Here is a 21,182-nt window from a genome sequence, read left to right on the forward strand (position 1 = left end):
GGCCGGGACCTCAGAAGTCGACCGGGACGTCCGGGACGGCCTCGAGCTCGGGCTTGACCCCGACGCCCAGCTTGTCCTTGATCTTCTTCTCGAGCTCGTCGGCGAGCTCGGGGTTGTCCTTGAGGAACTGGCGGGCGTTCTCCTTGCCTTGCCCGAGCTGGTCGCCGTCGTACGTGTACCAGGCGCCGGCCTTGCGGACGAAGCCGTGCTCGACGCCCATGTCGATGAGGCCGCCCTCGCGGGAGATGCCCTGGCCGTAGAGGATGTCGAACTCGGCCTGCTTGAACGGCGGGCTGACCTTGTTCTTGACGACCTTGCAGCGGGTGCGGTTGCCGACCGCGTCGGTGCCGTCCTTGAGGGTCTCGATGCGCCGGACGTCGAGCCGGACCGAGGCGTAGAACTTCAGCGCCTTGCCACCGGTGGTGGTCTCGGGCGAGCCGAACATCACGCCGATCTTCTCGCGCAGCTGGTTGATGAAGATCGCCGTCGTGCCGGTGGTGTTGAGGGCACCGGTGATCTTGCGCAGCGCCTGCGACATGAGCCGGGCCTGGAGGCCGACGTGGCTGTCGCCCATCTCGCCCTCGATCTCGGCACGGGGCACGAGCGCCGCGACCGAGTCGATGACGATGATGTCGAGGGCACCGGAGCGGATGAGCATGTCGGCGATCTCGAGCGCCTGCTCACCGGTGTCGGGCTGGGAGACCAGCAGCGCGTCGGTGTCGACGCCGAGCTTCTTCGCGTACTCGGGGTCGAGCGCGTGCTCGGCGTCGATGAACGCCGCGATGCCGCCGGCCTTCTGGGCGTTGGCGACCGCGTGGAGGGCGACGGTCGTCTTGCCCGAGGACTCCGGGCCGTAGATCTCGACGACGCGGCCACGGGGCAGGCCCCCGATGCCGAGCGCGACGTCGAGCGAGATGGAGCCCGTGGGGATGACGGCGATGGGCGGGCGGACGTCGTCGCCGAGGCGCATGACCGCGCCCTTGCCGTGCTGCTTCTCGATCTGGGCCATCACCGAGGCGATGGCCTTGTCCTTCTCGCCGCCGTCGGCCGCGGCCACCGGGTTGGGCATCACGCTTCCACGAGCACCAGCCATGTCACACCTGTTCCTTCGTTCGTCATCGGACGCGCCCACCGGCGACCAGCCCTCGCGGTCGGTCTCGTCGCGAGCTCTGGTCAGACGCTAGGTGGGGGCACCGACAACGGTCACGGGTCGCCGTGGGACCTGTGGACGAGTGTCGCCGGGGCCACCACCTGTGGACGACAGTAGACGAACACGTGTTCGACGCGCGCGACGCCACGCCGCGACACGCCGGGAACCTCAGGCCGGGGCCGGCACGCCCCACATCGCGGCCACGTGGCGCACGTCGGTGCCGCAGCACCCGCCGAGGACCCGCAGTCCCGGGAGCCGCACGTTGACCGTCATCTGGTCGGCCGCGAGGGCCGCCGGGTCGCCGTCGTCGAGGTCCTCGGCCTCGTCGAGCTCGGCGTGGCTCATCGTCGAGGCGTTGACCCGCGTCCCCGCGATCCGGGCGACCCACGGCCCGTCGTCGAGCGCCGGGAGGACGTGGGTCGGGTGCGCGCAGTTGACGACGAAGTGCTCGGGCGCGGCCGCGGCGTCGACCGCCGCCACCGCCTCCGCGAGCGGCGTCCCGTCCGGGAGCCGGCCGTCGGTCTCGACGGTGAAGCCCACCGACACCGGCACCCCCGCCTCCCGCGCCGCGAGGACCACGCCGACCGCCTCGGCGACCGTCGTCAGGGTGAGCGCCGAGACGAGGTCGGCCCCCGCGTCCGCGAAGGCCCGCACCTGGGGCGCGTGGTACTCGCGCGCCTCCTCGGGGTCCTGGGCCTCCCCCGCCACGTACCCGTCACCGCGCGGCCCGACCTGCCCGGCGACGAGTACGGCGGGCACGTCGTACCCGGTCGCGAGCGCCCGGAGGAACTCGATCGCCGTGACGTTGGCACGCGTCGTGCCGTCGGGGCCGTACCCCACCCGGGCCGCCCAGTCGGTGTTCGCCCGCCAGGTCGGCGACTCCAGGAGCAGCCCGGCCCCCGCGGCGGCGGCCACGGCGGCGTAGCCGTCGTAGTAGCGGGTGAGCAGGTCGCGCCCGGCGGGGTCGTCGAGCAGCGGGAACGCGGCGAACTCCGGCAGGTCGACGCCGTGGTGGAAGATGAGGTCGGTCTCGAGGCCGCCGTCGGTGACGAAGCCGCGGACCCCCCGGTCGTGCAGGGCCGCGAGGGGCCCGGTGGTGGTCTCCATCCGGGGAGTGTCCTCCGGATCGGCTGCCAGGGGAATGGCTCAGGTGAGCAGGAGGGTGGCGATCCGCCGCGAGGTGCCCCAGACCCCGAGCGCCCCGAGCACGACGAGGTAGCCGACGTGCCAGAGCATCGCCCACCCGACCTCGCCGAGCAGCAGGGCCCGCTCGAGCGCCACCCCTTGGTAGAGCGGCGTCGCGGCGACGAGCCACTGGAGGGTGTCGGGGTAGGTCGAGAGCGGGAAGAAGGTGGCCGAGAAGAGGAACATCGGCTGCACCGCGAGGGTGACGTAGTCGAAGTGCTGCCACGAGCTCATGAACGTCGTCGCGAACATCCCGACCGCCCCGAACGCGAGCCCGACGAGCACCGCCGCGGGCACCGCGAGCAGCGCCCACCAGGAGTGCACGAGCCCGGCGACCCACGCGACGACGAGGAACATCGTCGAGTACAGCGCCCCGCGCGAGAGCGACCAGAGGATCTCCCCCACCGCGATGTCCCTCGGGGACACCGGAGTCGCGAGCATCGCGTCGTAGAGCCTCTGGTAGCGCAGCTTGAAGAAGACGTTGTAGGTGCTGTCGGCGATCGCCCCGTTCATCGCCGAGGCGGCGAGCAGCGCGGGCGCGACGAACTCGGCGTACGGCACAACGGTGCCGCCGTCGGTGGTGACGGTGCGCACGAGCGCGCCGAGCCCGATGCCGATGGAGAACAGGTAGAAGACCGGCTCGACGAAGCCGCTGAGCAGGAGCAGCCAGGCCCGCCGGAAGGCGGCGACGTTGCGCATGAGGACGTAGCGGGCCAGCCCGATGCCCAGCGGGGCGGGCACGGCGCCGGCGACGCGCGAGACGGCGGTCACGACAGCAGCCTCCGGGTGAACGACGCGTGGGCGAGGACCCAGCCGACGCCGACGTACACGAGCAGCACCGCGAGGTGCCCGGCCCCGGCCCACCCCGGCCAGGCACCCTCGGACGCGTCACGGCACAGCTCGACCCCGTGCCACAGCGGTGTCACCCAGGCCAGCGGCTGCATCCACCCGGGGAGCTGGTCGATCGGGAAGAAGGTGCCGGAGAAGAGCATCAGCGGCGTCATGACGAACCGGAACAGGATGCTGAAGCCGCTGTCGTCCTCGAGGCGTGCGGCGAGCGCGAAGACCGGCACCGCGAACGCCATCCCGGTGAGGACGGCCACCGGCACCGCGAGGAGCACCCACCACGACCCGAACGCCCCGAAGGGTGCGGCGACGGCGACGAAGATGGCCGTCGCGACGGCCAGCTGGAGGGCGACGACGGCCAGGTGCCCGCCGAGCACCTCCCCCACCCGCAGCGGCGTCGCGAGCATCGCGGAGTACATGCGGTTCCACTTGATGTAGCCCATGACCGCGTACGTGGAGTCGCCGAAGGCGAGCATCATCGCCTGCATCGCGAGGATGCCGGGGACGACGAAGCGCAGGTACGGCAGGCCGCCGACCCCGCCGGCGCGGTCGTCGACGAGGGCCCCGAGCCCCAGGCCCATCGACAGGAGGAAGAACAGCGGCGAGGCGAACCGCCCGACGATCGAGCCCTTCCAGGTGCGCCGGTACACGGCGAGGTGGTGGGTCATCACCGACCCCACCCGCTCGGTGCGGGTCGTCGGCCGGCGGGGGCCGGGGGCGAGCCGACCGCTCGGCGCGGTGGCGACCGAGGTGTCGGCGGGCGGTGCGTCGGCGGCCATCAGTCGACGAGCGAGCGGCCGGTGAGGTGGAGGAAGACGTCCTCGAGCGTGGAGCGGCGCACGAGCGAGGACAGCGGCCGGACGCCGCGGCCGTGCAGCGCGGCGAGGGTGTCGTCGCCGTCGGCGGTGTAGACGAGCAGACGGTCGGGCAGCTCCTCGACCCGCTCGGCGACGGCCCGGACGGCGTCGACGTGCTGCTCCTGCTCGTCGACGGCGAACCGCAGCTCGACGACCTCGCGGGTGGAGTAGGTGTCGATGAGCTCGCGCGGGCTGCCCTCGGCGACGATCCGGCCGTGGTCCATGACGACGAGCCGGTCGCAGAGCTGCTCGGCCTCGTCCATGTAGTGCGTCGTGATGATGAGCGTGACGCCCTCGCGCTTGAGCCGGTAGAGCCGGTCCCAGAGCACGTGCCGGGCCTGCGGGTCGAGGCCGGTCGTCGGCTCGTCGAGGAGGAGGACCTCGGGGTTGTTGACCAGCGCCCGGGCGATGGTCAGCCGGCGCTTCATCCCGCCGGAGAGCGGCTCGACCCGGTCGTGGCGGCGCTCGGTGAGCTGGGCGAAGTCGAGGAGCTCGTCGGTGCGGGCCCGCACCTCGCGGCGGGAGAGCCCGAAGAAGCGCCCGTAGACCCAGAGGTTCTCCTCGACCGAGAGGTCCTCGTCGAGCATGTCCTGCTGGGGGCAGACGCCGAGCCGGGCGCGGATGGCGGGGCCGTCGGCGGCAGGGTCCATCCCGAGGATGCGCAGCTCGCCGCCGGAGACCGGGGAGACGCAGCCGACCATCTTCATCGTGCTCGACTTGCCGGCGCCGTTCGGGCCGAGGAAGCCGAACGCCTCGCCGCGCATCACCTGCACGTCGATGCCGTCGACGGCCGTGAAGTCGCCGAAGCTCTTGGTCAGCCCCCGGGCGTGCAGGAGAACGTCATCCGTCACGGTGGACGACGCTAGCCCAGGGCACCGACGTCCGGCGCGGGAGTTTCCGGCTCAGGTGCGCGGGGGCGGGAGATCGCGGCCGTGCCGGCGCTCGACGGGCACGTCCATCTGTTCGCAGAGCGCGGCCCAGACCTCGCGCGGCGGCTCCCCCGCGTCGAGGGCGGCCTGCGCGGTGAGCCCGCCGAAGGCCGTGAGGTGCTGGCCGTTCGCGAGCGAGCGCGCGTAGGCCTCGCCGAACTCCTCGGCCATGAGCTCCCAGAACCTCGAGTGACGCACCCGGCGATCGTAGGCGCCGCCGGGCCCGACCCCGTCCGCCGGGGGTCGGCCGCGGCGGCATACTGGCGCCATGCGCCTCATCACCGCCGACGGGGTCCCCACGTCGCTCGCCCGTGTCCACGAGCCCACCGCTCCCCCGGTCCGCGTCGGGCTGGTCCAGCACGCCTGGGACGACGACGCCGACCGGCTGCGGGCCACGCTGCTCGACGGCGTGCGCACCGCCGCCGACGCCGGCGCCCAGGTCGTCTTCCTCCCCGAGCTGACCCTCTCGCGCTACCCCGCCGACACCCTGCCGAGCGGCCGCCCGGACGCCACGGCCGAGTCGCTCGAGGACGGCCCGACGATGGCCTTCGCGCGCGAGGCCGCCGCCGCGTCCGGCGCCCACGTGCACGCCAGCCTCTTCGAGAAGGCCCCCGCGCCCGACGGCTCCGACGACGGTCTCGGCTTCAACACCGCGGTGCTCGTCGCCCCCGACGGCACGCTCGTCGGACGCACCCGCAAGACCCACATCCCGGTCACCGCGGGCTACTACGAGGACAAGTACTTCCGCGCCGGCCCGCCGCAGGACGCCTACCCCGTCTACGCCCTCGACGCCCTCGGCGGGATGCGCGTGGGCCTGCCGACCTGCTGGGACGAGTGGTTCCCCGAGGTCGCCCGCTCCTACGGCCTCGCCGGCGCGCAGGTCCTGGTGTACCCCACCGCGATCGGCTCCGAGCCCGACCACCCCGACTTCGACACCCAGCCGCTGTGGCAGCACACGATCGTCGGGCACGCCATCGCCAACGGCCTGTTCGTCGTCGTGCCCAACCGGTACGGCACCGAGGGGCTCATCACCTTCTACGGCTCCTCCTTCATCGCCGACCCGTACGGCCGGGTGCTCGTGCAGGCACCCCGCGACGAGGCCGCCGTCCTCGTCGCCGACCTCGACCTCGCCCAGGGCAGGGACTGGATCGACCTCTTCCCGTTCCTCGCGACGCGGCGCCCGGACTCCTACGCCTCGCTCGCCGAGCCGGTCCGGCCCGAGCACCGCCGGGAGGGCTGACCCGTGGCCTGGCGGATGCCGCCGGAGTGGGCGCCGCACGAGCGCACGTGGATGGCCTGGCCGTCGTCGGGCTACACGCTCGGCGACACCGAGGCCGACGCCGACGAGGCCCGGGCCACCTGGGCCGACGTCGCGCTGGCCGTCTCCCGCTTCGAGCCCGTGACGGTCGTCGTCGACCCGTCGGCGGTCGACGTCGCGCGGCACTGGCTCGACGAGGGGCGCCACGGCCGCTACCGGGTCGACCTGCTCGAGGCGCCGCTCGACGACGCGTGGATGCGCGACATCGGGCCGACGTTCGTGGTCGGCGAGGACGGGGCGCTCGGCGCCGTCGACTGGGTCTTCAACGGGTGGGGCGCCCAGGAGTGGGCGACCTGGGAGCACGACGCCCGGGTCGGTACGTTCGTCGCGGGCCGGGCCGGGGCCGAGCGCATCGGGTCCGAGCTGGTCAACGAGGGCGGGGGCATCCACGTCGACGGCGAGGGCACGGTGCTGCTCACCGAGACCGTGCAGCTCGACCCCGGCCGCAACCCCGGGCTCACACGCGCCGACGTCGAGGCCGAGATGGCGCGCACCATCGGTGCGACGCACTGCATCTGGCTGCCGCGCGGGCTGACCCGCGACTACGACGAGTTCGGCACCCGCGGCCACGTCGACATCGTCGCGACCTTCTGTGCGCCCGGCACGGTGCTCCTGCACTGGCAGGCCGACCCGGCCCACCCCGACCACGCGGTCTGCGTCGAGCTCGAGGGCCTGCTGGCCTCGGCCACCGACGCCGCCGGCCGGACCCTCGAGGTCGTCCGCGTCCCGGCGCCGAAGACGCTCGAGGACGACGAGGGCTGGGTCGACTGGTCCTACATCAACCACCTCGTGGTCAACGAGGGCGTGGTGGCCTGCACCTACGACGACCCGCAGGACGCCGACTCGCTCGCGGTGCTCGAGCGGGCGTACGACGGCCGCGAGGTCGTGGGCGTCGACGCCCGCCCGCTCTTCGCCCGTGGCGGCGGCATCCACTGCATCACGCAGCAGCAGCCCCGCACCTGAGCGTGGGTCAGGAGTCGGCGCGGTCCCGGTAGGACGGCGTCAGCTCCTCCCAGCGCGCCTTCCAGCCTGTGGCGGGCGCCTCGGCCGACCACCCGTCGGGGTGCACCGTCGTGCCGGTGCGCAGCGAGGCGCCGAGGTCCTCGAGGTGGGCCTGCCAGCCGGACCCGTGGAACGGCAGGGCCGCGAGCGCCAGCCCCCGCTCCTCGACGACGAGCCGGGCACCCTCGCCCTCCGGCGTGATCCACAGCTCGATCTCGGTGGCCTCGTCGGTGCCGGGCGCCCCGGCGAGCAGCAGGTGGGTCTGGGCCTCGCAGACCTCGACCCGCAGCTCGCCGGTCCACGTGCTCGTGAACGTCGCGCGGACCGAGCCGCCCTCGCGCAGGTCGCCCTCGACGTGGGCCAGCCAGCGGGCCAGCCGCTCGGGGGTCGTGCAGGCCTCCCAGAGGTCGGCGACGTCGGTGGCGTAGACGTCCTCGACGCGTACGGCCCCGCGCGTGTCGTCCAGGGCTCGCAGCGTGCCGGTGGTGGTGGAGGTGGTCATCGTCGGTCCTTCTTCCCTCGTGCGATCTCGGTGTGCAGCGCGTCCAGACGGCCGCGCCAGAGCGCCCGGTACTGCTCGAGCCAGTCGTCGACCTCGACGAGCGCCTCCGGGCGGAGCGTGTAGACGCGTCGCTGCGCCTCGGGACGGGACTCGACGAGCCCCGCCTCGCGGAGCACCCGCAGGTGCCGCGAGACCCCCGGCCGGGCGATGGGGAGGGCCTCGGCGAGCTCCCCGGCGGTGGCCGGGTGGTCGCGGAGGATCTCCAGCACCGTCCGGCGGCTGGGGTCGGCGAGGGCCTGCAGCACGGCGTCCATGCCCTCGACCGTACCCGATCGGTTATGTAACCGCAAGGGTACGCACCAACCGGACCGATGAGTCCTGCGCGTCACTCCGGTCGGTCCGTGTCGGAGCGCTCTGCCAGAGTGCGTGCACCGACCGAGGAGGACACGGATGTCACGCACGAGGGTCCACAACTTCGCCGTCTCCCTCGACGGCTTCGGCTCCGGGGAGCCCCAGTCCCTCGAGGCCCCGTTCGGCCACGCCGGACAGCGGCTCCACGAGTGGATGTTCGCCACCCGGTTCTGGGGACCCGAGGGCGCGACCGGGGTGGACGACGCCTTCGCCCAGCAGCACGGCGCCGGCTTCGGGGCCGAGATCATGGGGGCGAACAAGTTCGGTCCGCCCGGGTGGCCCGACGACCCCGCGTGGCGCGGCTGGTGGGGCGAGGACCCGCCCTTCCACACCCCGACGTTCGTCCTGACGCACCACCCGCGCGAGCCGCTGGAGATGGCGGGCGGTACGACGTTCCACTTCCTCGACGCCTCCCCCGCCGAGGCGCTCGAGGTGGCCCGCGCGGCGGCCGGCGGGCTCGACGTGCGCATCGGTGGCGGGGCCGCGGTCGTCCGCGACTTCCTCGCCGCCGGGCTCGTCGACCATGCCCACCTCGTCGTCGTGCCGATCGTCCTCGGTCGCGGGACGCGGGTCTGGGACGGCCTCGAGGCGCTCGAGGACGCCTACGCCGTCGAGGCGGTGTCGTCGCCGAGCGGCGTCACGCACCTCACCCTCACCCGGCGCCGTTGACGCGGTGACCACCACGCTGCGCCCGGTCCGCGACGAGGACCACGACGCGCTCTTCGCCTGGCAGTGCGACCCCGCCGGCATCCGGATGGCCGCCTTCACCCGCGAGGACCCGTCCGACCGCGCGGCGTTCGACGCCCACCAGCACCGGGTCCGCACCGACCCCGCCATCCGGCACCGGGCGGTCGAGCGCGACGGCGTGCTCGTCGGCACCGTCGCCGCCTTCACGATGGAGGGCGACCGCGAGGTCACCTACTGGGTCGACCCCGCGCACTGGGGCGAGGGCATCGCCACCGACGCCCTGCGCCTGCTGGTCGCCGAGGAGCCCGAGCGGCCGCTCTTCGGGCGGACCGCGGTGCACAACACCGGGTCCCGCCGGGTGCTCGAGAAGTGCGGCTTCGTCGTCGTGGGCGAGGACTCCGGGTGGGCCCACGGCGTCGGCGCGCAGACCGCCGAGCTCGTCCTGCGCCTCGACGCCTGAGCCGGCCGTCAGCCGGGCTGCGGCGCGAGGGCCGCGAGGAGCTCCTCGGCACGCTCGCGCGCCACGGCCTCCGGCACCTCCGGGGTCCCGGCGAGCGGTGAGAGGTTGAGGTCGAGGAGCACCTCGGTGGCGCCCTCGCGGACGAGTGCCGCCACGTCCTCGAGCAGCTGGTCGGCCGTGCCGTGGAACGGGCGGCGCCCCGGGCCGGGGTCGCGCCCGACGAGCTCGGGGACGACCCGCACGAGGACGCGCAGCGCGTCGGCGTCCCGTCCGGCCTCCCCCGCCGCCGTCCGCACTACGGCCACGTCGTGCGCCAGCCGCCCGCGCTCGTGGGTGCTGCCGGCGACCCAGCCGTCGGCGAGCCGGCCGGCCCGCCGCAGCGCGGGCTCGGCCGTCCCCCCGACGAGCAACGGCGGATGGGGCACCTGGACCGGCCGGGGCGCGAGGTGCGAGCGCGGCACCGACCAGAACTCTCCGGCGAACTCCACCGGGTCCTCGGTCCACAGGGCGAGCAGGCAGCGCAGGTACTCCTCGAACCGGGCTCCCCGACGCTCCATCGGGACGCCCGCCGCCACGTGCTCCTCGGGGAGCCACCCCATCCCCAGCCCGACCGTGAGCCGTCCGCCGGAGACGACGTCGAGCGAGGCCGTCTGCTTGGCGAGCAGCGCCGGGGCGGTGAACGGCGCACAGAGCGTGGCCGTGCCGAGCCCGATCCGGGAGGTGTGCCCGGCGACGAGGGAGAGCGCCACCACCGGGTCGAGCACGCTGCGGTGCGAGGCGCCGAGCCGGCCGTCCGCGGGCCACAGGGTCCGCTGGAAGGTCCACAGCGAGTCCCAGCCGAGCTCCTCGGCCCGCCGGGCGACGTGCACGACGGTGGCGGGCCGGGCCCAGGCACCGGCGACCGGCAGGCCGAACCCCAGGCGGGGCCGGCCTGCCGTCACGCGGGTCAGCGGTGCCGGGCCGCCAGGTCGACCGGTCGGGCCGTGAACGTCGACGCCGTCGCGGCCTGGTCACCGCTCGCCCGCCGGGCCGAGGCCGTGCTCAGGGCGCGGAGCCCGTCGCTGCGCAGGGCCGACGCGACACCCGGGTCGGCGACCGCCGGGTAGGTCTCCATGGTCCCGGCCACGTCGATGACGAGGTTCGTCGACCCGGCGAGGTTGTGGACCTTGAAGTCGTAGTCGAGGCCGATGTCGGTGAACGTCATGTTCGAGACGAGCTGGCCCGCGTACGGGTTGAGGTTGCTGACGTTCGGCCGCGTCGGGATGTCGGCGTTCCACAGCGTGAGCACGCTCGTGATCGTCGGCTTGTTCGCCGTCGTGTTCGTCACGAGCGACATCGAGTTGTACGTCGTCACCGAGGTGGGCGCCGTCACCGTGCGGGTGGCGTTCGAGGGGATGGCCCCGGAGATGCCCTGGTTGGTCTTGGTGTTGACGATGCGGGTCGGGCCGGCGAGCGGCCGGTAGCGCCACATGCCGTCGAGGGTGTTGTCGTCGTAGACGCCGACGAGGTCGACGACGACGTGCGCCGCGCCGCTCGAGGTGTTGAGCACGCCGATGACGGGCGTCGCCGGGTCGGTGCAGCTCGGGCCGCACGTCCCCGTCGGCACGACGGCCATGTTCGGCACCGTGCGGCCCTTGGTGAAGTTGAGCGTCGAGGTGTCGGGGATGGCGTTCTCGTCGCCGTTCCAGGCGGTGAGGTAGCCCGCACCGGACGGCTTGACGACGGTGATGTTCACGGCGAAGGCCCGGATGCGCGAGTTGACGTCGGAGCCGAAGTCGGCGCCGGTCGTGAGGTAGAAGTCGCGCGGCAGCGGGTCGTTGTTCGTGCGGGTGTCGAGGATGCGCGACGGCTCGACGCCGGAGTAGCCGCCGTACTGCGTCGTGGCCGTGCTCGCGCTGCCGTGGTAGTAGCCCATGACGTCGGCGACGACGTGGGTGTTGCCGGCGTAGTTGAAGAGGCGCACCTTGCCGCCGGTGCCGAGCTTGACGGTGATGAGGTTGGCGCCGGTCCACCCCTTGTTGAAGTTCACCGAGGAGGCCGTGGGGCGCGAGCCTCCCGTGGGGTACATCGTCACGTACCCCTCGCTCGTCGGGGAGACGACGGTGACGTTGAGGACGACCGAGGTCGGGCCGGAGGCGGGGACCCCACCGCGGGTCGTCACCTGGAAGTCGACCGACTTGCCGGCGCCGAGCGGGGTGGTCGTCGAGACGCCGACCTTCTTGCGGGTGTCGAGCAGGCGGTAGGGCGTGACCGGGGTGTACGCGCCGTTCGCGGTGTCGTAGCCGACGGACGTGACGGGGATCTTCCGGCCGCTGCCGCCGTCGGGGAGGGTGATGACGTCCTGCGCCGGGCCGAAGAAGTCCGGGGTGGCGGTGAGGGTCAGGGTGCACGTGCTGCCGGCCGGCTTCGGGGTCGCCGCGGTGCAGGTGTTGCCGGTGACGGCGACCTTGGCGTCGGTCCCCGTGAAGGTCGGGGTGCCGAAGGTCGTCGCGGACCCGCCGACGGCGACCTCGACGGTCTCGACCCTCGGCGTGCTGACCGGCGTCGCGAGGACGATCATCGGCACGGTGGACTGCCACCGGATCTCCTGGGCGAAGACCGGCTGGCCGGTGCCGCAGTTGCCCTTGACCGACCCGGCGAAGGAGGTGACCGAGCCGCCGGAGAGCGTGACGGCGTGCACCGTGAGGGTGCCGGTGACCGACGAGCAGGCCGACGGGGCGCCGCCGGAGACGACGACCCCTGCCCGCCCGGTGGTGGCCGTGGCGCCGATGTCGTAGGTGCCGACGGCGAAGGACTGGCCGGTGGGCGGCGTGACGGTGGTGCTCGCCGAGGTCGCTCCGTTCGAGGCGGTGACCGAGACCCCGGCACCGCTCGCGGACCCGGAGGCGGAGGTGGACACGAAGCGCGTCCCCCACCCGGCGTCGGGCACGGGTCCGGTGAAGACGCCGTAGGCGGTCGTCGCCGGGCTCGGCAGCGGGACCGCCGCGGCGGGGCCGGCGGAGAGCCCGACGGCGAGCACGGCGGCGGCGGGCAGGATGACGGCGAGACGTCGCATGGGTCCCCTCGGGAAGATCGTGACGGTGCGCCGGATCATACGGCGGAACCGGGCCCGGGGCAGCGCTTCGACGGTTTCCGCACCTGCGTGTCGAGGGCTGTCGACCCCGCGCAGCGACGCCGCCCGGTGTCGGCGCCGGGTGAGAGGGTGTGACGACGATGGCTGACGACGTCCTCGACCGGTTCTCCCCCGCCACCGCCGCGTGGTTCCGGGGGAGCTTCAGTGCACCCACCGCCGCGCAGGAGGGCGCCTGGCAGGCGGTGAGCAGCGGCCACCACGCCCTCGTCGTGGCTCCGACGGGTTCGGGCAAGACGCTCTCGGCCTTCCTCTGGGCCCTCGACCGGCTGGCCGCCGAGCCGGTGCCCGAGGAACGCCTGAAGCGCTGCCGCGTCCTCTACGTCTCCCCGATGAAGGCCCTGGCCGTCGACGTCGAGCGCAACCTGCGCAGCCCGCTCGTCGGCATCCGGCACGCCGCCACCCGGCTCGGCCTCCCCGAGCCCGACATCTCCGTCGCGGTCCGCTCGGGCGACACCCCCGCCGACGAGCGGCGCGCCTTCGCCCGGGCCCCCTCCGACGTCCTCATCACGACCCCCGAGTCGCTGTTCCTCATCATGACGAGCGCCGCGCGCGAGGCGCTGGCCGGTGTCGAGACGGTCGTCCTCGACGAGGTGCACGCCATCGCCGGCACCAAGCGTGGAGCGCACCTCGCCCTCACCCTCGAGCGGCTCGACGCGCTCCTCGATCAGCCGGCGCAGCGGATCGGGCTGTCCGCCACCGTCCGCCCCGTCGAGGAGGTCGCTCGCTTCCTCGCCGGTGGCCGGCCGGTCGACGTCGTCCAGCCGCCGTCGACCAAGGAGTGGGACCTCAAGGTCGTCGTGCCGGTCCCCGACATGGCCGAGCTCGGGCAGCCCACGGGCGATCTCGCCGGCGCCGCCTCGGGGCAGGAGCAGCGCGCGAGCATCTGGCCGCACGTCGAGGAGCGCATCGTCGACCTCGTCGCCGACCACACCTCGACCCTCGTGTTCTCCAACAGCCGCCGCCTCGCCGAGCGGCTCACCACCCGGCTCAACGAGATCTGGGAGGAGCGGGTCGAGGCCGCCGACGGCGAGGACGCCGTGCAGGTCGACGGCGCCGCCCCACGACCCGCGGTCCTCAAGGACAGCCCGGCCCAGGTGATGGCCCAGTCCGGGCAGTCCTCCGGGGCGGCGCCGGTGCTGGCACGGGCGCACCACGGGTCGGTCAGCAAGGAGCAGCGCGGGCAGATCGAGGAGGAGCTGAAGTCCGGGCGCCTGCCGGCGGTCGTCGCCACGAGCAGCCTCGAGCTCGGCATCGACATGGGGGCCGTCGACCTCGTCGTGCAGGTCGAGTCGCCGCCGTCGGTCGCCTCCGGGCTCCAGCGTGTCGGCCGCGCCGGCCACCAGGTCGGGGCCGTCTCGCGCGGCGTGCTGTTCCCGAAGTTCCGCGGCGACCTCGTCCAGACCGCCGTCGTCGTCGAGCGGATGCTCGCCGGCTCCATCGAGGCCCTGCGGGTGCCCGCCAACCCCCTCGACGTCCTCGCCCAGCAGGTCGTCGCGATGTGCGCCCTCGACGAGTGGACGGTCGACGACGTGCTCGCCCTGGCCCGGCGGGCCGCCCCCTACGCCACGCTGACCCGGCCGGTCCTCGAGTCGGTCCTCGACATGCTCGCCGGCCGCTACCCCAGCGAGGACTTCGCCGAGCTGCGGGCGCGCATCACCTGGGACCGGCTGTCCGACACCCTCACCGGCCGGCGGGGTGCCCAGCGGCTGGCCGTCACCTCCGGCGGCACCATCCCCGACCGCGGGCTCTACGCCGTCTTCCTCGCCACCGGCGAGGGGCCGGGGCGCCGGGTCGGCGAGCTCGACGAGGAGATGGTCTACGAGTCGCGCGTCGGCGACCTCTTCACCCTCGGGACGAGCACGTGGCGCATCGAGGACATCACCCACGACCGCGTCCTCGTCACGCCCGCCCCCGGCCTGCCCGGGCGCCTGCCGTTCTGGAAGGGCGACTCCCTCGGGCGCCCGGCCGAGCTCGGCCGGGCGGTCGGCGAGTTCGTCCGCGAGGTCGAGGCCCTCTCCCCCGCCGCCGCCCGCGAGCGGGTCATGGCCGCCGGCCTCGACGAGTGGGCCGCCGACAACCTCCTCACCTACCTGCGCGAGCAGCGCGAGGCCACCGGGCACGTCCCCGACGACCGCACGATCGTCGTCGAACGCTTCCGCGACGAGCTCGGCGACTGGCGGATCGCGGTGCACTCGCCATTCGGCGCCCAGGTGCACGCCCCGTGGGCGCTGGCCCTCTCGGCCCGGATGCGCGACCGCTTCGGCGTCGACGTCCAGGCGATGCACGGCGACGACGGCATCGTCCTGCGCCTGCCCGACCTCGAGTGGGACGACGTCGACGGCCTCGACCGGCGGGGCGTCGGCCGCGAGCTCCTCGAGCTCGTCACCCTCGACCCCGACGACGTCCGCGGCCTCGTCACCGACGAGATCGGCGGGTCGGCGCTGTTCGCGAGCCGGTTCCGCGAGTGCGCGGCGCGGGCGCTGCTGCTCCCCCGTCGCCGCCCCGACCGGCGCCAGCCGCTCTGGCAGCAGCGCCAGCGGGCCTCCCAGCTGCTCGAGGTCGCGAGCCGCTTCCCGACCTTCCCCATCGTGCTCGAGGCCGTCCGCGAGTGCGTCCAGGACGTCTTCGACGTGCCCGGTCTCGTCGACCTCATGCGCGACGTCGCGGGGCGCCGGGTCACCGTCGTCGAGGTCGAGTCCTCGACCCCGTCGCCGTTCGCCAAGTCGCTGCTCTTCGGGTACGTCGCGCAGTTCCTCTACGAGGGCGACAGCCCCCTCGCCGAGCGCCGCGCGGCCGCCCTCGCGCTCGACCCGAGCCTGCTCGCCGAGCTGCTCGGAGGCTCCGAGGGCCTCGCGCTGCGCGACCTCCTCGACGCCGAGCAGGTCGCCCGCACCGAGGCCGAGCTCCAGCGGCTCACCCCCGAGCGGGCCGCCCGCGACGCCGACGACGTCCTCGACCTGCTGCGCGTCCTCGGGCCGCTGCCGGTCGACGGCGTCCTCCAGCGATGCCGCGAGGGCACGACCGGCGACGACGTCGAGGGGTGGCTGGCCTCCCTGGCCTCGGCCCGGCAGGCCATCCCCGTGCGCGTGGCCGGTGAGGACCGCTGGGCGGCCATCGACGACGCCTCCCGCCTGCGCGACGCCCTCGGCGCCTCCCTGCCGCCGGGCGTGCCGCAGACCTTCCTCGACCCGGTGCCCGACCCGCTCGGCGACCTCGTCGCCCGGTATGCCCGCACGCACGCGCCGTTCCACGCCGCCGAGGTGGCGCGGGCCTACGGCATCGGGGTGGCCGTCGCGGCGACGGCGCTGGCCCGGCTCGTCTCCTCCGGGCGCGTCGTCGAGGGCGAGCTGCTGCCCACCGGCGGTGGGTCCACCGAGTTCTGCGACGCCGAGGTGCTCCGGATGCTCCGCCGGCGCTCGCTCGCGGCGCTGCGCGCCGAGGTCGAGCCGGTCACCCCGGACGCCTTCGGGCGGTTCGTCGGCGAGTGGCAGGGCGTCGGCGGACGGCTGCGCGGCCGCGACGGGGTCGTCCGGGTCGTCGAGCAGCTGAGCGGCGCGGTGCTGCCGGCCAGCTCGCTCGAGTCGCTCGTCCTCCCGGCCCGGGTCGCCGACTACTCCCCCGCCCTCCTCGACGAGCTGATGGCCAGCGGCGACGTGCTCTGGTGCGGCCACGGGTCGCTGCCCGGCGACGACGGCTGGGTCTCGCTCCACCTCGCCGACTCGGCCCACCTCACCCTCCCCGGCCCCGACCCCGACCGCGTCCCGGACGAGCGGGGCATCGCCCTCCTCGACGCCCTGGCCGGCGGCGGGGCGCACTTCTTCCGCTCGCTGTCCGACCAGGTCGGCAGCACCGACGACGAGGAGCTCGCCACCACCCTCTGGGACCTCGTGTGGGCCGGGCGGGTCACCGGCGACACCTTCGCCCCGGTCCGGGCCCTCCTCGCCGGCGGCCGCACGGCGCACAAGCGGCCGGCGGCCGGGCCGCGCCGTACCCGGTACGGCTCCCGGCGCGGCCCGCTCGGGGCGCTGGGCTCGGCGCCCTCGCGGCCCGCCCTCCCGGCCCGGTCCGGGCCGGCCCGCGCGACCGGCCGCTGGTCGCTGCTCCCGCCGGCCGAGGACGACCCCACCCTGCGGGCCCTGGCCACCGCCGAGCTGCTCCTCGACCGCTACGGCATCGTCACCCGCGGCGCCGTCGCCGCCGAGGAGGTCCCGGGCGGCTTCGCCGGGGTCTACCGGGTGCTCGGCAAGGCCGAGGAGAGCGGGCGCGTCCGGCGCGGCTACTTCGTCGAGGGGCTCGGGGCCTCGCAGTTCGGCACCTCGGGCGCGGTCGACCGCCTGCGCGCCGGCACCGGCGGCGAGCGCCGCGCCGAGCCCGTGGCCACGGTGCTGGCGGCCAGCGACCCCGCGAACCCGTACGGCGCGGCGCTGCCCTGGCCGGACCGCGCAGCCGACCCGTCGGCCGAGGACGCCGCCGACGACAAGCGGCGCCGCCACCAGCCGGGCCGCAAGGCCGGCGCGGTCGTCGCCGTCGTCGACGGCGACCTCGCCCTCTACGTCGAGCGCGGCGGCAAGACCCTGCTCACCTTCACCGACGACCCCGCCCTGCTCGCCCTCGCCGCGACCGCCCTCGCCGACGCCGTCCGCCGGGGCCACCTCGGCCGGATCACCGTCGAGAAGGCCGACGGCGGGCAGCTGCTCGGCTCCGACCACCCGGTCGGCGCGGCCCTCGAGGCGGCCGGCTTCCACCTCACCCCGCGCGGGCTGCGGATGCGGAGGTGAGCGGGCGTGCCCGAGGGTGACACCGTGCACCGCACGGCGTCACGCCTGCACGCAGCGCTGGCCGGGCGGGTCGTCACGCACGCCGAGCTGCGCTGGCCCTCCGCGCCGGACGTCGACCTCCGCGGAGCGACCACCCTCGAGGTGGTCGCCCGCGGCAAGCACCTGCTCCACCGCTTCGACACCGGCTCGACCCTCCACACGCACCTGCGGATGGAGGGTCAGTGGCGCGTCGAGCACCCGGGCCCGCGCACCGACCGTCGCCTGCGCAACCCGGACCTGCGCGCGGCGGTGCTCACCGACGAGTGGTCCGGGCTCGGCCTGCGGCTCGGGATGCTCTACCTCGTGCCGACGGCCCGCGAGGGTGACCTCGTCGGGCACCTCGGCCCGGACGTCCTCGGCCCCGACTGGGACCCCGCGCGCGCCCGCGACCGCGTTCTCGCGCACCCGGCGACCCTCGTCGAGGCCCTCCTCGACCAGCGCACGCTCGCCGGCGTCGGCACGTTCTGGGGCAGCGAGCTGCTCTTCATCGAGCGGCTGCACCCCTGGACGCCGGCCGCGGAGGTCGACCCGGAGCGCCTCGACCGGCTGCTGGCCCGGCTGCACCGGCTGATGGCGGCCGCCGAGCGCACCGGGTGGCAGGGCAGTACCGGCATCCAGCGGGCCGGCGAGGAGGCCTACGTCCACGCGCGCTCCGGGCGCCCGTGCCGCCGCTGCGGCACGACGGTGCGGGTCGCGATGGCGGGGGTGGCGCCGCGGGAACGGACCGTCTTCTCGTGCCCGACCTGCCAGGGCGGCCTCGCCCCCACCGACGACGGCCGGCCGCAGCGGCCGCTCGGCAGCGGCCCGGCGAGCAGCGCACCGCGCGGGAAGTACCGCCGCGGGCGCGGCTGAGGGCCAGGAGGGCGGCCGGTCAGGCGGCGGAGGCGGAGACCTCGTCGGCGGCGCGGGCCGGGCCGACGGGCAGGGTGACCGGGGCGGTGAGGGTCTCGACGCGCTCGACCCGCTCCTGGACGAGGCCGAGGAGCTCGGAGAGGGTCATGCCGAGGCCGTCGCAGACCGAGCCGAGCAGCTCGGAGGAGGCCTCCTTGGCGCCGCGCTCGATCTCGCTGAGGTAGCCGAGGGACACCGCGGAGGACGCCGCGACGTCGCGCAGCGTGCGGCCCTGGCCCGTGCGCACCTCGCGCAGGACCTCGCCCATCTCCTGGCGGAGCAGGATCACGGGGCCTCCTCCCGTCTCGTCGACACCTCGGTCGTGGGTCCACCGTACCCCCCCGGCCCGGGGTCGGCGCGGAGGTTTCGCGCGGTCCGGTCGAGCAGGTCGAGCGCGGCGGCCACGGTGGCCCGCCGCACGGCGTCCCGGTCACCCGTGAACGCGTGCCGCTCCACGGCTGTTCCACCGGGACCGCAGACCCCGACGAAGACCGTGCCGACGGGCTGCCCGTCGGCGGGCTCGGGGCCCGCGACCCCGGTCGTCGACACCCCGAGGTCGGCCGCGAGCAGGGCCCGGACGCCGGAGGCCATCGCCGCGGCGACGTCGGGGTCGACCGCGCCGCGCTCGGCGAGCAGCGAGGGGTCGACGCCGAGCACCGAGGCCTTGACGTCGGCGGCGTACGAGACCACGCCGCCGCGCACGACCGCCGAGGAGCCGGGGACGTCGGTGAGGGCGGCGCAGACGAGGCCGCCGGTGAGCGACTCGGCGGTCGCGACCCGCAGCCCGCGCTCGACGAGCAGGCCGACGAGGGCCGTGGCGGCCGCCGGGCTCACGGCGTCGGCCGGCCGGTCTGCCGGGCGGCGCGCTCGGCCCGCTTGCGCTCGGCGCGCGGGCTGGTCTGCCGCAGGCGCAGGGCCTGGACGAGGTAGTCCACGCCGGTGACGACGGTGACGACGACCGCGGCTCCGAGCAGGGTCCACGCGAGGGCGTCCCAGAAGCCCGGCACGGGCAGGGTCCAGCGCGGCCAGAGGAAGAACCCGATGCCGAAGGCCTGGAGGAGGGTCTTGAGCTTGCCACCGCGGTTCGCGGCCATCACCCCGTGCCGGATGACCCAGAACCGCACCGCGGTGACACCCCACTCGCGGACGAGCACGAGCGCCGTGACCCACCACATGACCTCGCCGACGCTCGAGAGGCCGACGAGGGCCATCGTCACGAGCGCCTTGTCGGCGATCGGGTCGATGACCTTGCCGACGTTCGTCACGAGGCCGCGGCTGCGGGCCAGGTCGCCGTCGATGCGGTCGGTGACCATCGCGACGGCGAAGACGCCGAACGCCGCCCAGCGGAACGACGGCTCGTCGCCGCCGTGGGCCAGGAGCAGCCAGCCGAAGACCGGCACGAGGGCCAGCCGGAACACCGTGAGGTAGTTCGCGATGTTCCACGCGCTCGGCCCGGTCTCGGGCACCGCCGGGCTCGCGGGGTCGATGCCGACCCGGTAGGGGTCGCTCATCCGCCCGTCGGCGAGCGGCCCCGGGCGGACCGGTCGAGGCGGGCGTGGGGTCGTGGGCTCGCTCATCGCGGCTCCACGAGGAGGTCGACCCCCTCGGCCCCGACGACGACGCCGTCGACGAAGGTCCCGACCGCGGGCAGCGGGACGCCGGCCGGGACGCGCACGTGGCAGACGCCGTCGACGTCCGGGCCCTGGTGGTCGGCGCGCCCGACGACGACGAGCGCGTCGTCGTCGTCGGTCTCCTCGACGAGGACGGTGACCGGCTCGCCGACGCGCTCGAGGGCCCGCTGGGCGGTCAGCTCCTCGACGAGCGCCGAGATGCGCTCGACGCGCTCGGCGACGACCTCCTCGGGCAGGTGGCCGTCGAGCCCCTCGCCCTCGGTGCCGTCCTCGTCGGAGTAGCCGAACACGCCGACCACGTCGAGCCGGGCGGCGACGAGGAAGCGTTCGAGCTCGTCGACGTCGGCCTCGGTCTCGCCGGGGAAGCCGACGATGACGTTGCTGCGCGCCCCGGCGAGCGGCTGGCGCTCGCGCACCCCCTCGAGCAGGCCGAGGAAGGGCTCGGTGCCGCCGAAGCGGCGCATCCGGCGCAGCAGCGGGGTCGAGGCGTGCTGGAAGGACAGGTCGTACCACGGCGAGACGCCGGGCGTGGCGGCCATCGTCTCGAGGAGGCCGGGGCGGACCTCGGCCGGCTGGAGGTAGGACACCCGCACCCGCTCGACCCCCTCGATGCCGGTCAGCTCGGGGAGGAGCGACTCGAGCAGCGTGAGGTCGCCGAGGTCCTTGCCGTACGAGGTCGAGTTCTCGCTGACGAGGAAGAGCTCGCGGACGCCCTGGCCGGCGAGCCAGCGGGCCTCGGCGAGGACGTCGGTGGGCCGGCGCGAGACGAACGAGCCGCGGAACATCGGGATGGCGCAGAAGGCGCAGCGGCGGTCGCAGCCGCTGGCGATCTTCAGCGGCGCCCACGGCGCCGAGCCGAGGCGGGAGCGCACGACCTCGGCGTCGTGGCCGGGCAGCGCGACGGCGTCGGCGGCGGCCGGCCGGGCGACCGGCGAGAGCGGCAGCAGCCGGCGCCGGTCGGTGGGCACGTGCGACTCCGGGCGCCCGCCGTCGAGGATCGAGCGCAGGTGCGAGGACATGTCGGCGTAGGAGTCGAAGCCGAGCACCGCGTCGGCGTCGGGCAGCTCGTCGGCGAGGGTCCTCCCGTACCGCTCGGCGAGGCAGCCGACGGCGACGACGGCGCGGGTGCGCCCGGTCTCCTTGAGGTCGGCGGCCTCGAGGAGGGTGTCGATGGAGTCCTTCTTGGCCTGCTCGACGAACCCGCAGGTGTTGACGAGGGCGACGTCGGCGTCGGCCGCGTCGTCGACGAGGGTCCACCCGTCGGCGGCCAGCCGCCCGGCGAGCTCCTCGGAGTCGACCTCGTTGCGGGTGCAGCCGAGGGTCACGAGCGCGACGCTGCCGCGGGTCGCACTGGTGGTCATGC

The 21,182-nt window shown here is 74.8% G+C and carries 20 protein-coding genes; 6 read left to right on the plus strand and 14 right to left on the minus strand.

The window, feature by feature from the left end; translation table 11 throughout:
- Window positions 1–10: 10 nt before the first annotated feature.
- The 6 genes from recA to JQN70_RS00990 all read right to left on the minus strand — a co-directional run bounded on the left by recA (window position 11) and on the right by JQN70_RS00990 (window position 5,165).
- Window positions 11–1,069 carry a recombinase RecA gene (recA, locus tag JQN70_RS00965; RefSeq protein ID WP_204129448.1) on the minus strand — a complete coding sequence of 353 codons (1,059 nt, stop codon included), beginning with the start codon at window positions 1,067–1,069 and terminating at the stop codon, window positions 11–13.
- Between the two features lie 249 nt (window positions 1,070–1,318).
- Window positions 1,319–2,257 carry a homocysteine S-methyltransferase family protein gene (locus JQN70_RS00970; RefSeq protein WP_204129449.1) on the minus strand — a complete coding sequence of 313 codons (939 nt, stop codon included), beginning with the start codon at window positions 2,255–2,257 and terminating at the stop codon, window positions 1,319–1,321.
- Between the two features lie 39 nt (window positions 2,258–2,296).
- The gene (locus tag JQN70_RS00975; RefSeq protein ID WP_307835741.1) at window positions 2,297–3,106 is read right to left on the minus strand and encodes an ABC transporter permease; all 810 of its coding nucleotides are present in this window, start codon (window positions 3,104–3,106) and stop codon (window positions 2,297–2,299) included.
- A complete protein-coding gene (locus JQN70_RS00980) occupies window positions 3,103–3,960 on the minus strand; it encodes an ABC transporter permease (RefSeq protein ID WP_239110388.1) in 858 nt (285 codons plus the stop codon). Before JQN70_RS00980 ends, JQN70_RS00975 begins: the two co-directional genes overlap by 4 nt.
- On the minus strand, window positions 3,960–4,889 hold the full coding sequence (locus JQN70_RS00985; RefSeq protein ID WP_204129450.1) for an ABC transporter ATP-binding protein: 930 nt from the start codon (window positions 4,887–4,889) through the stop codon (window positions 3,960–3,962). Before JQN70_RS00985 ends, JQN70_RS00980 begins: the two co-directional genes overlap by 1 nt.
- Window positions 4,890–4,940: 51 nt before the next feature.
- A complete protein-coding gene (locus JQN70_RS00990; RefSeq protein ID WP_204129451.1) occupies window positions 4,941–5,165 on the minus strand; it encodes a DUF3046 domain-containing protein in 225 nt (74 codons plus the stop codon).
- Window positions 5,166–5,235: 70 nt separating this feature from the next.
- Between JQN70_RS00990 and JQN70_RS00995 the strand changes: the two genes are divergently transcribed.
- Window positions 5,236–6,207 (plus strand): nitrilase-related carbon-nitrogen hydrolase, encoded by a 972-nt coding sequence (locus JQN70_RS00995; protein WP_204129452.1) that lies wholly within the window; start codon window positions 5,236–5,238, stop codon window positions 6,205–6,207.
- A gap of 15 nt (window positions 6,208–6,222) precedes the next feature.
- Entirely contained in the window at window positions 6,223–7,248 is a 1,026-nt protein-coding gene (locus tag JQN70_RS01000; protein ID WP_204129776.1) for an agmatine deiminase family protein, read from the plus strand.
- A 7-nt stretch (window positions 7,249–7,255) separates the two neighbouring features.
- Here JQN70_RS01000 and JQN70_RS01005 read toward each other — a convergent pair whose 3' ends face one another.
- Both JQN70_RS01005 and JQN70_RS01010 read right to left on the minus strand, forming a co-directional pair.
- Window positions 7,256–7,789 carry an SRPBCC domain-containing protein gene (locus JQN70_RS01005; protein WP_204129453.1) on the minus strand — a complete coding sequence of 178 codons (534 nt, stop codon included), beginning with the start codon at window positions 7,787–7,789 and terminating at the stop codon, window positions 7,256–7,258.
- Window positions 7,786–8,103 carry an ArsR/SmtB family transcription factor gene (locus tag JQN70_RS01010; RefSeq protein ID WP_204129454.1) on the minus strand — a complete coding sequence of 106 codons (318 nt, stop codon included), beginning with the start codon at window positions 8,101–8,103 and terminating at the stop codon, window positions 7,786–7,788. The genes JQN70_RS01005 and JQN70_RS01010 overlap by 4 nt, the downstream gene beginning before the upstream one ends.
- A 136-nt stretch (window positions 8,104–8,239) precedes the next feature.
- Between JQN70_RS01010 and JQN70_RS01015 the strand changes: the two genes are divergently transcribed.
- Both JQN70_RS01015 and JQN70_RS01020 read left to right on the plus strand, forming a co-directional pair.
- Window positions 8,240–8,869, plus strand: coding sequence for a dihydrofolate reductase family protein (locus tag JQN70_RS01015; protein WP_204129455.1), 630 nt, complete (start codon window positions 8,240–8,242; stop codon window positions 8,867–8,869).
- A 4-nt stretch (window positions 8,870–8,873) separates the two neighbouring features.
- Complete coding sequence (locus tag JQN70_RS01020; protein ID WP_204129456.1) at window positions 8,874–9,347, plus strand: GNAT family N-acetyltransferase; 474 nt, start codon at window positions 8,874–8,876, stop codon at window positions 9,345–9,347.
- Between the two features lie 8 nt (window positions 9,348–9,355).
- Here JQN70_RS01020 and JQN70_RS01025 read toward each other — a convergent pair whose 3' ends face one another.
- Entirely contained in the window at window positions 9,356–10,288 is a 933-nt protein-coding gene (locus JQN70_RS01025; RefSeq protein ID WP_204129457.1) for a TIGR03619 family F420-dependent LLM class oxidoreductase, read from the minus strand.
- Window positions 10,289–10,293: 5 nt separating this feature from the next.
- Window positions 10,294–12,402 (minus strand): hypothetical protein, encoded by a 2,109-nt coding sequence (locus tag JQN70_RS01030; RefSeq protein WP_204129458.1) that lies wholly within the window; start codon window positions 12,400–12,402, stop codon window positions 10,294–10,296.
- A gap of 158 nt (window positions 12,403–12,560) precedes the next feature.
- Between JQN70_RS01030 and JQN70_RS01035 the strand changes: the two genes are divergently transcribed.
- Both JQN70_RS01035 and JQN70_RS01040 read left to right on the plus strand, forming a co-directional pair.
- Window positions 12,561–17,258 carry an ATP-dependent helicase gene (locus JQN70_RS01035; RefSeq protein ID WP_204129459.1) on the plus strand — a complete coding sequence of 1,566 codons (4,698 nt, stop codon included), beginning with the start codon at window positions 12,561–12,563 and terminating at the stop codon, window positions 17,256–17,258.
- A 6-nt stretch (window positions 17,259–17,264) separates the two neighbouring features.
- Window positions 17,265–18,149 (plus strand): Fpg/Nei family DNA glycosylase, encoded by an 885-nt coding sequence (locus tag JQN70_RS01040; protein WP_204129460.1) that lies wholly within the window; start codon window positions 17,265–17,267, stop codon window positions 18,147–18,149.
- Between the two features lie 19 nt (window positions 18,150–18,168).
- Here JQN70_RS01040 and JQN70_RS01045 read toward each other — a convergent pair whose 3' ends face one another.
- Genes JQN70_RS01045 through rimO form a run of 4 tightly spaced genes read right to left on the minus strand, consistent with a single transcriptional unit; the run spans window position 18,169 to window position 21,180 of the window.
- Window positions 18,169–18,477 carry a helix-turn-helix domain-containing protein gene (locus tag JQN70_RS01045; RefSeq protein WP_307835742.1) on the minus strand — a complete coding sequence of 103 codons (309 nt, stop codon included), beginning with the start codon at window positions 18,475–18,477 and terminating at the stop codon, window positions 18,169–18,171.
- Window positions 18,474–19,022: a CinA family protein gene (locus tag JQN70_RS01050; RefSeq protein ID WP_204129461.1), complete on the minus strand. Its 549-nt coding sequence runs from the start codon at window positions 19,020–19,022 to the stop codon at window positions 18,474–18,476. The genes JQN70_RS01045 and JQN70_RS01050 overlap by 4 nt, the downstream gene beginning before the upstream one ends.
- Window positions 19,019–19,765 (minus strand): CDP-diacylglycerol--glycerol-3-phosphate 3-phosphatidyltransferase, encoded by a 747-nt coding sequence (gene pgsA, locus JQN70_RS01055; protein WP_239110389.1) that lies wholly within the window; start codon window positions 19,763–19,765, stop codon window positions 19,019–19,021. The genes JQN70_RS01050 and pgsA overlap by 4 nt, the downstream gene beginning before the upstream one ends.
- Window positions 19,762–21,180, minus strand: coding sequence for a 30S ribosomal protein S12 methylthiotransferase RimO (gene rimO / locus JQN70_RS01060; protein ID WP_204129462.1), 1,419 nt, complete (start codon window positions 21,178–21,180; stop codon window positions 19,762–19,764). The genes pgsA and rimO overlap by 4 nt, the downstream gene beginning before the upstream one ends.
- Between the last annotated feature and the right edge of the window lie 2 nt (window positions 21,181–21,182).

Origin of the sequence: Phycicoccus sonneratiae (assembly GCF_016887965.1) — a bacterium.
GTDB lineage: Bacteria > Actinomycetota > Actinomycetes > Actinomycetales > Dermatophilaceae > Phycicoccus > Phycicoccus sonneratiae.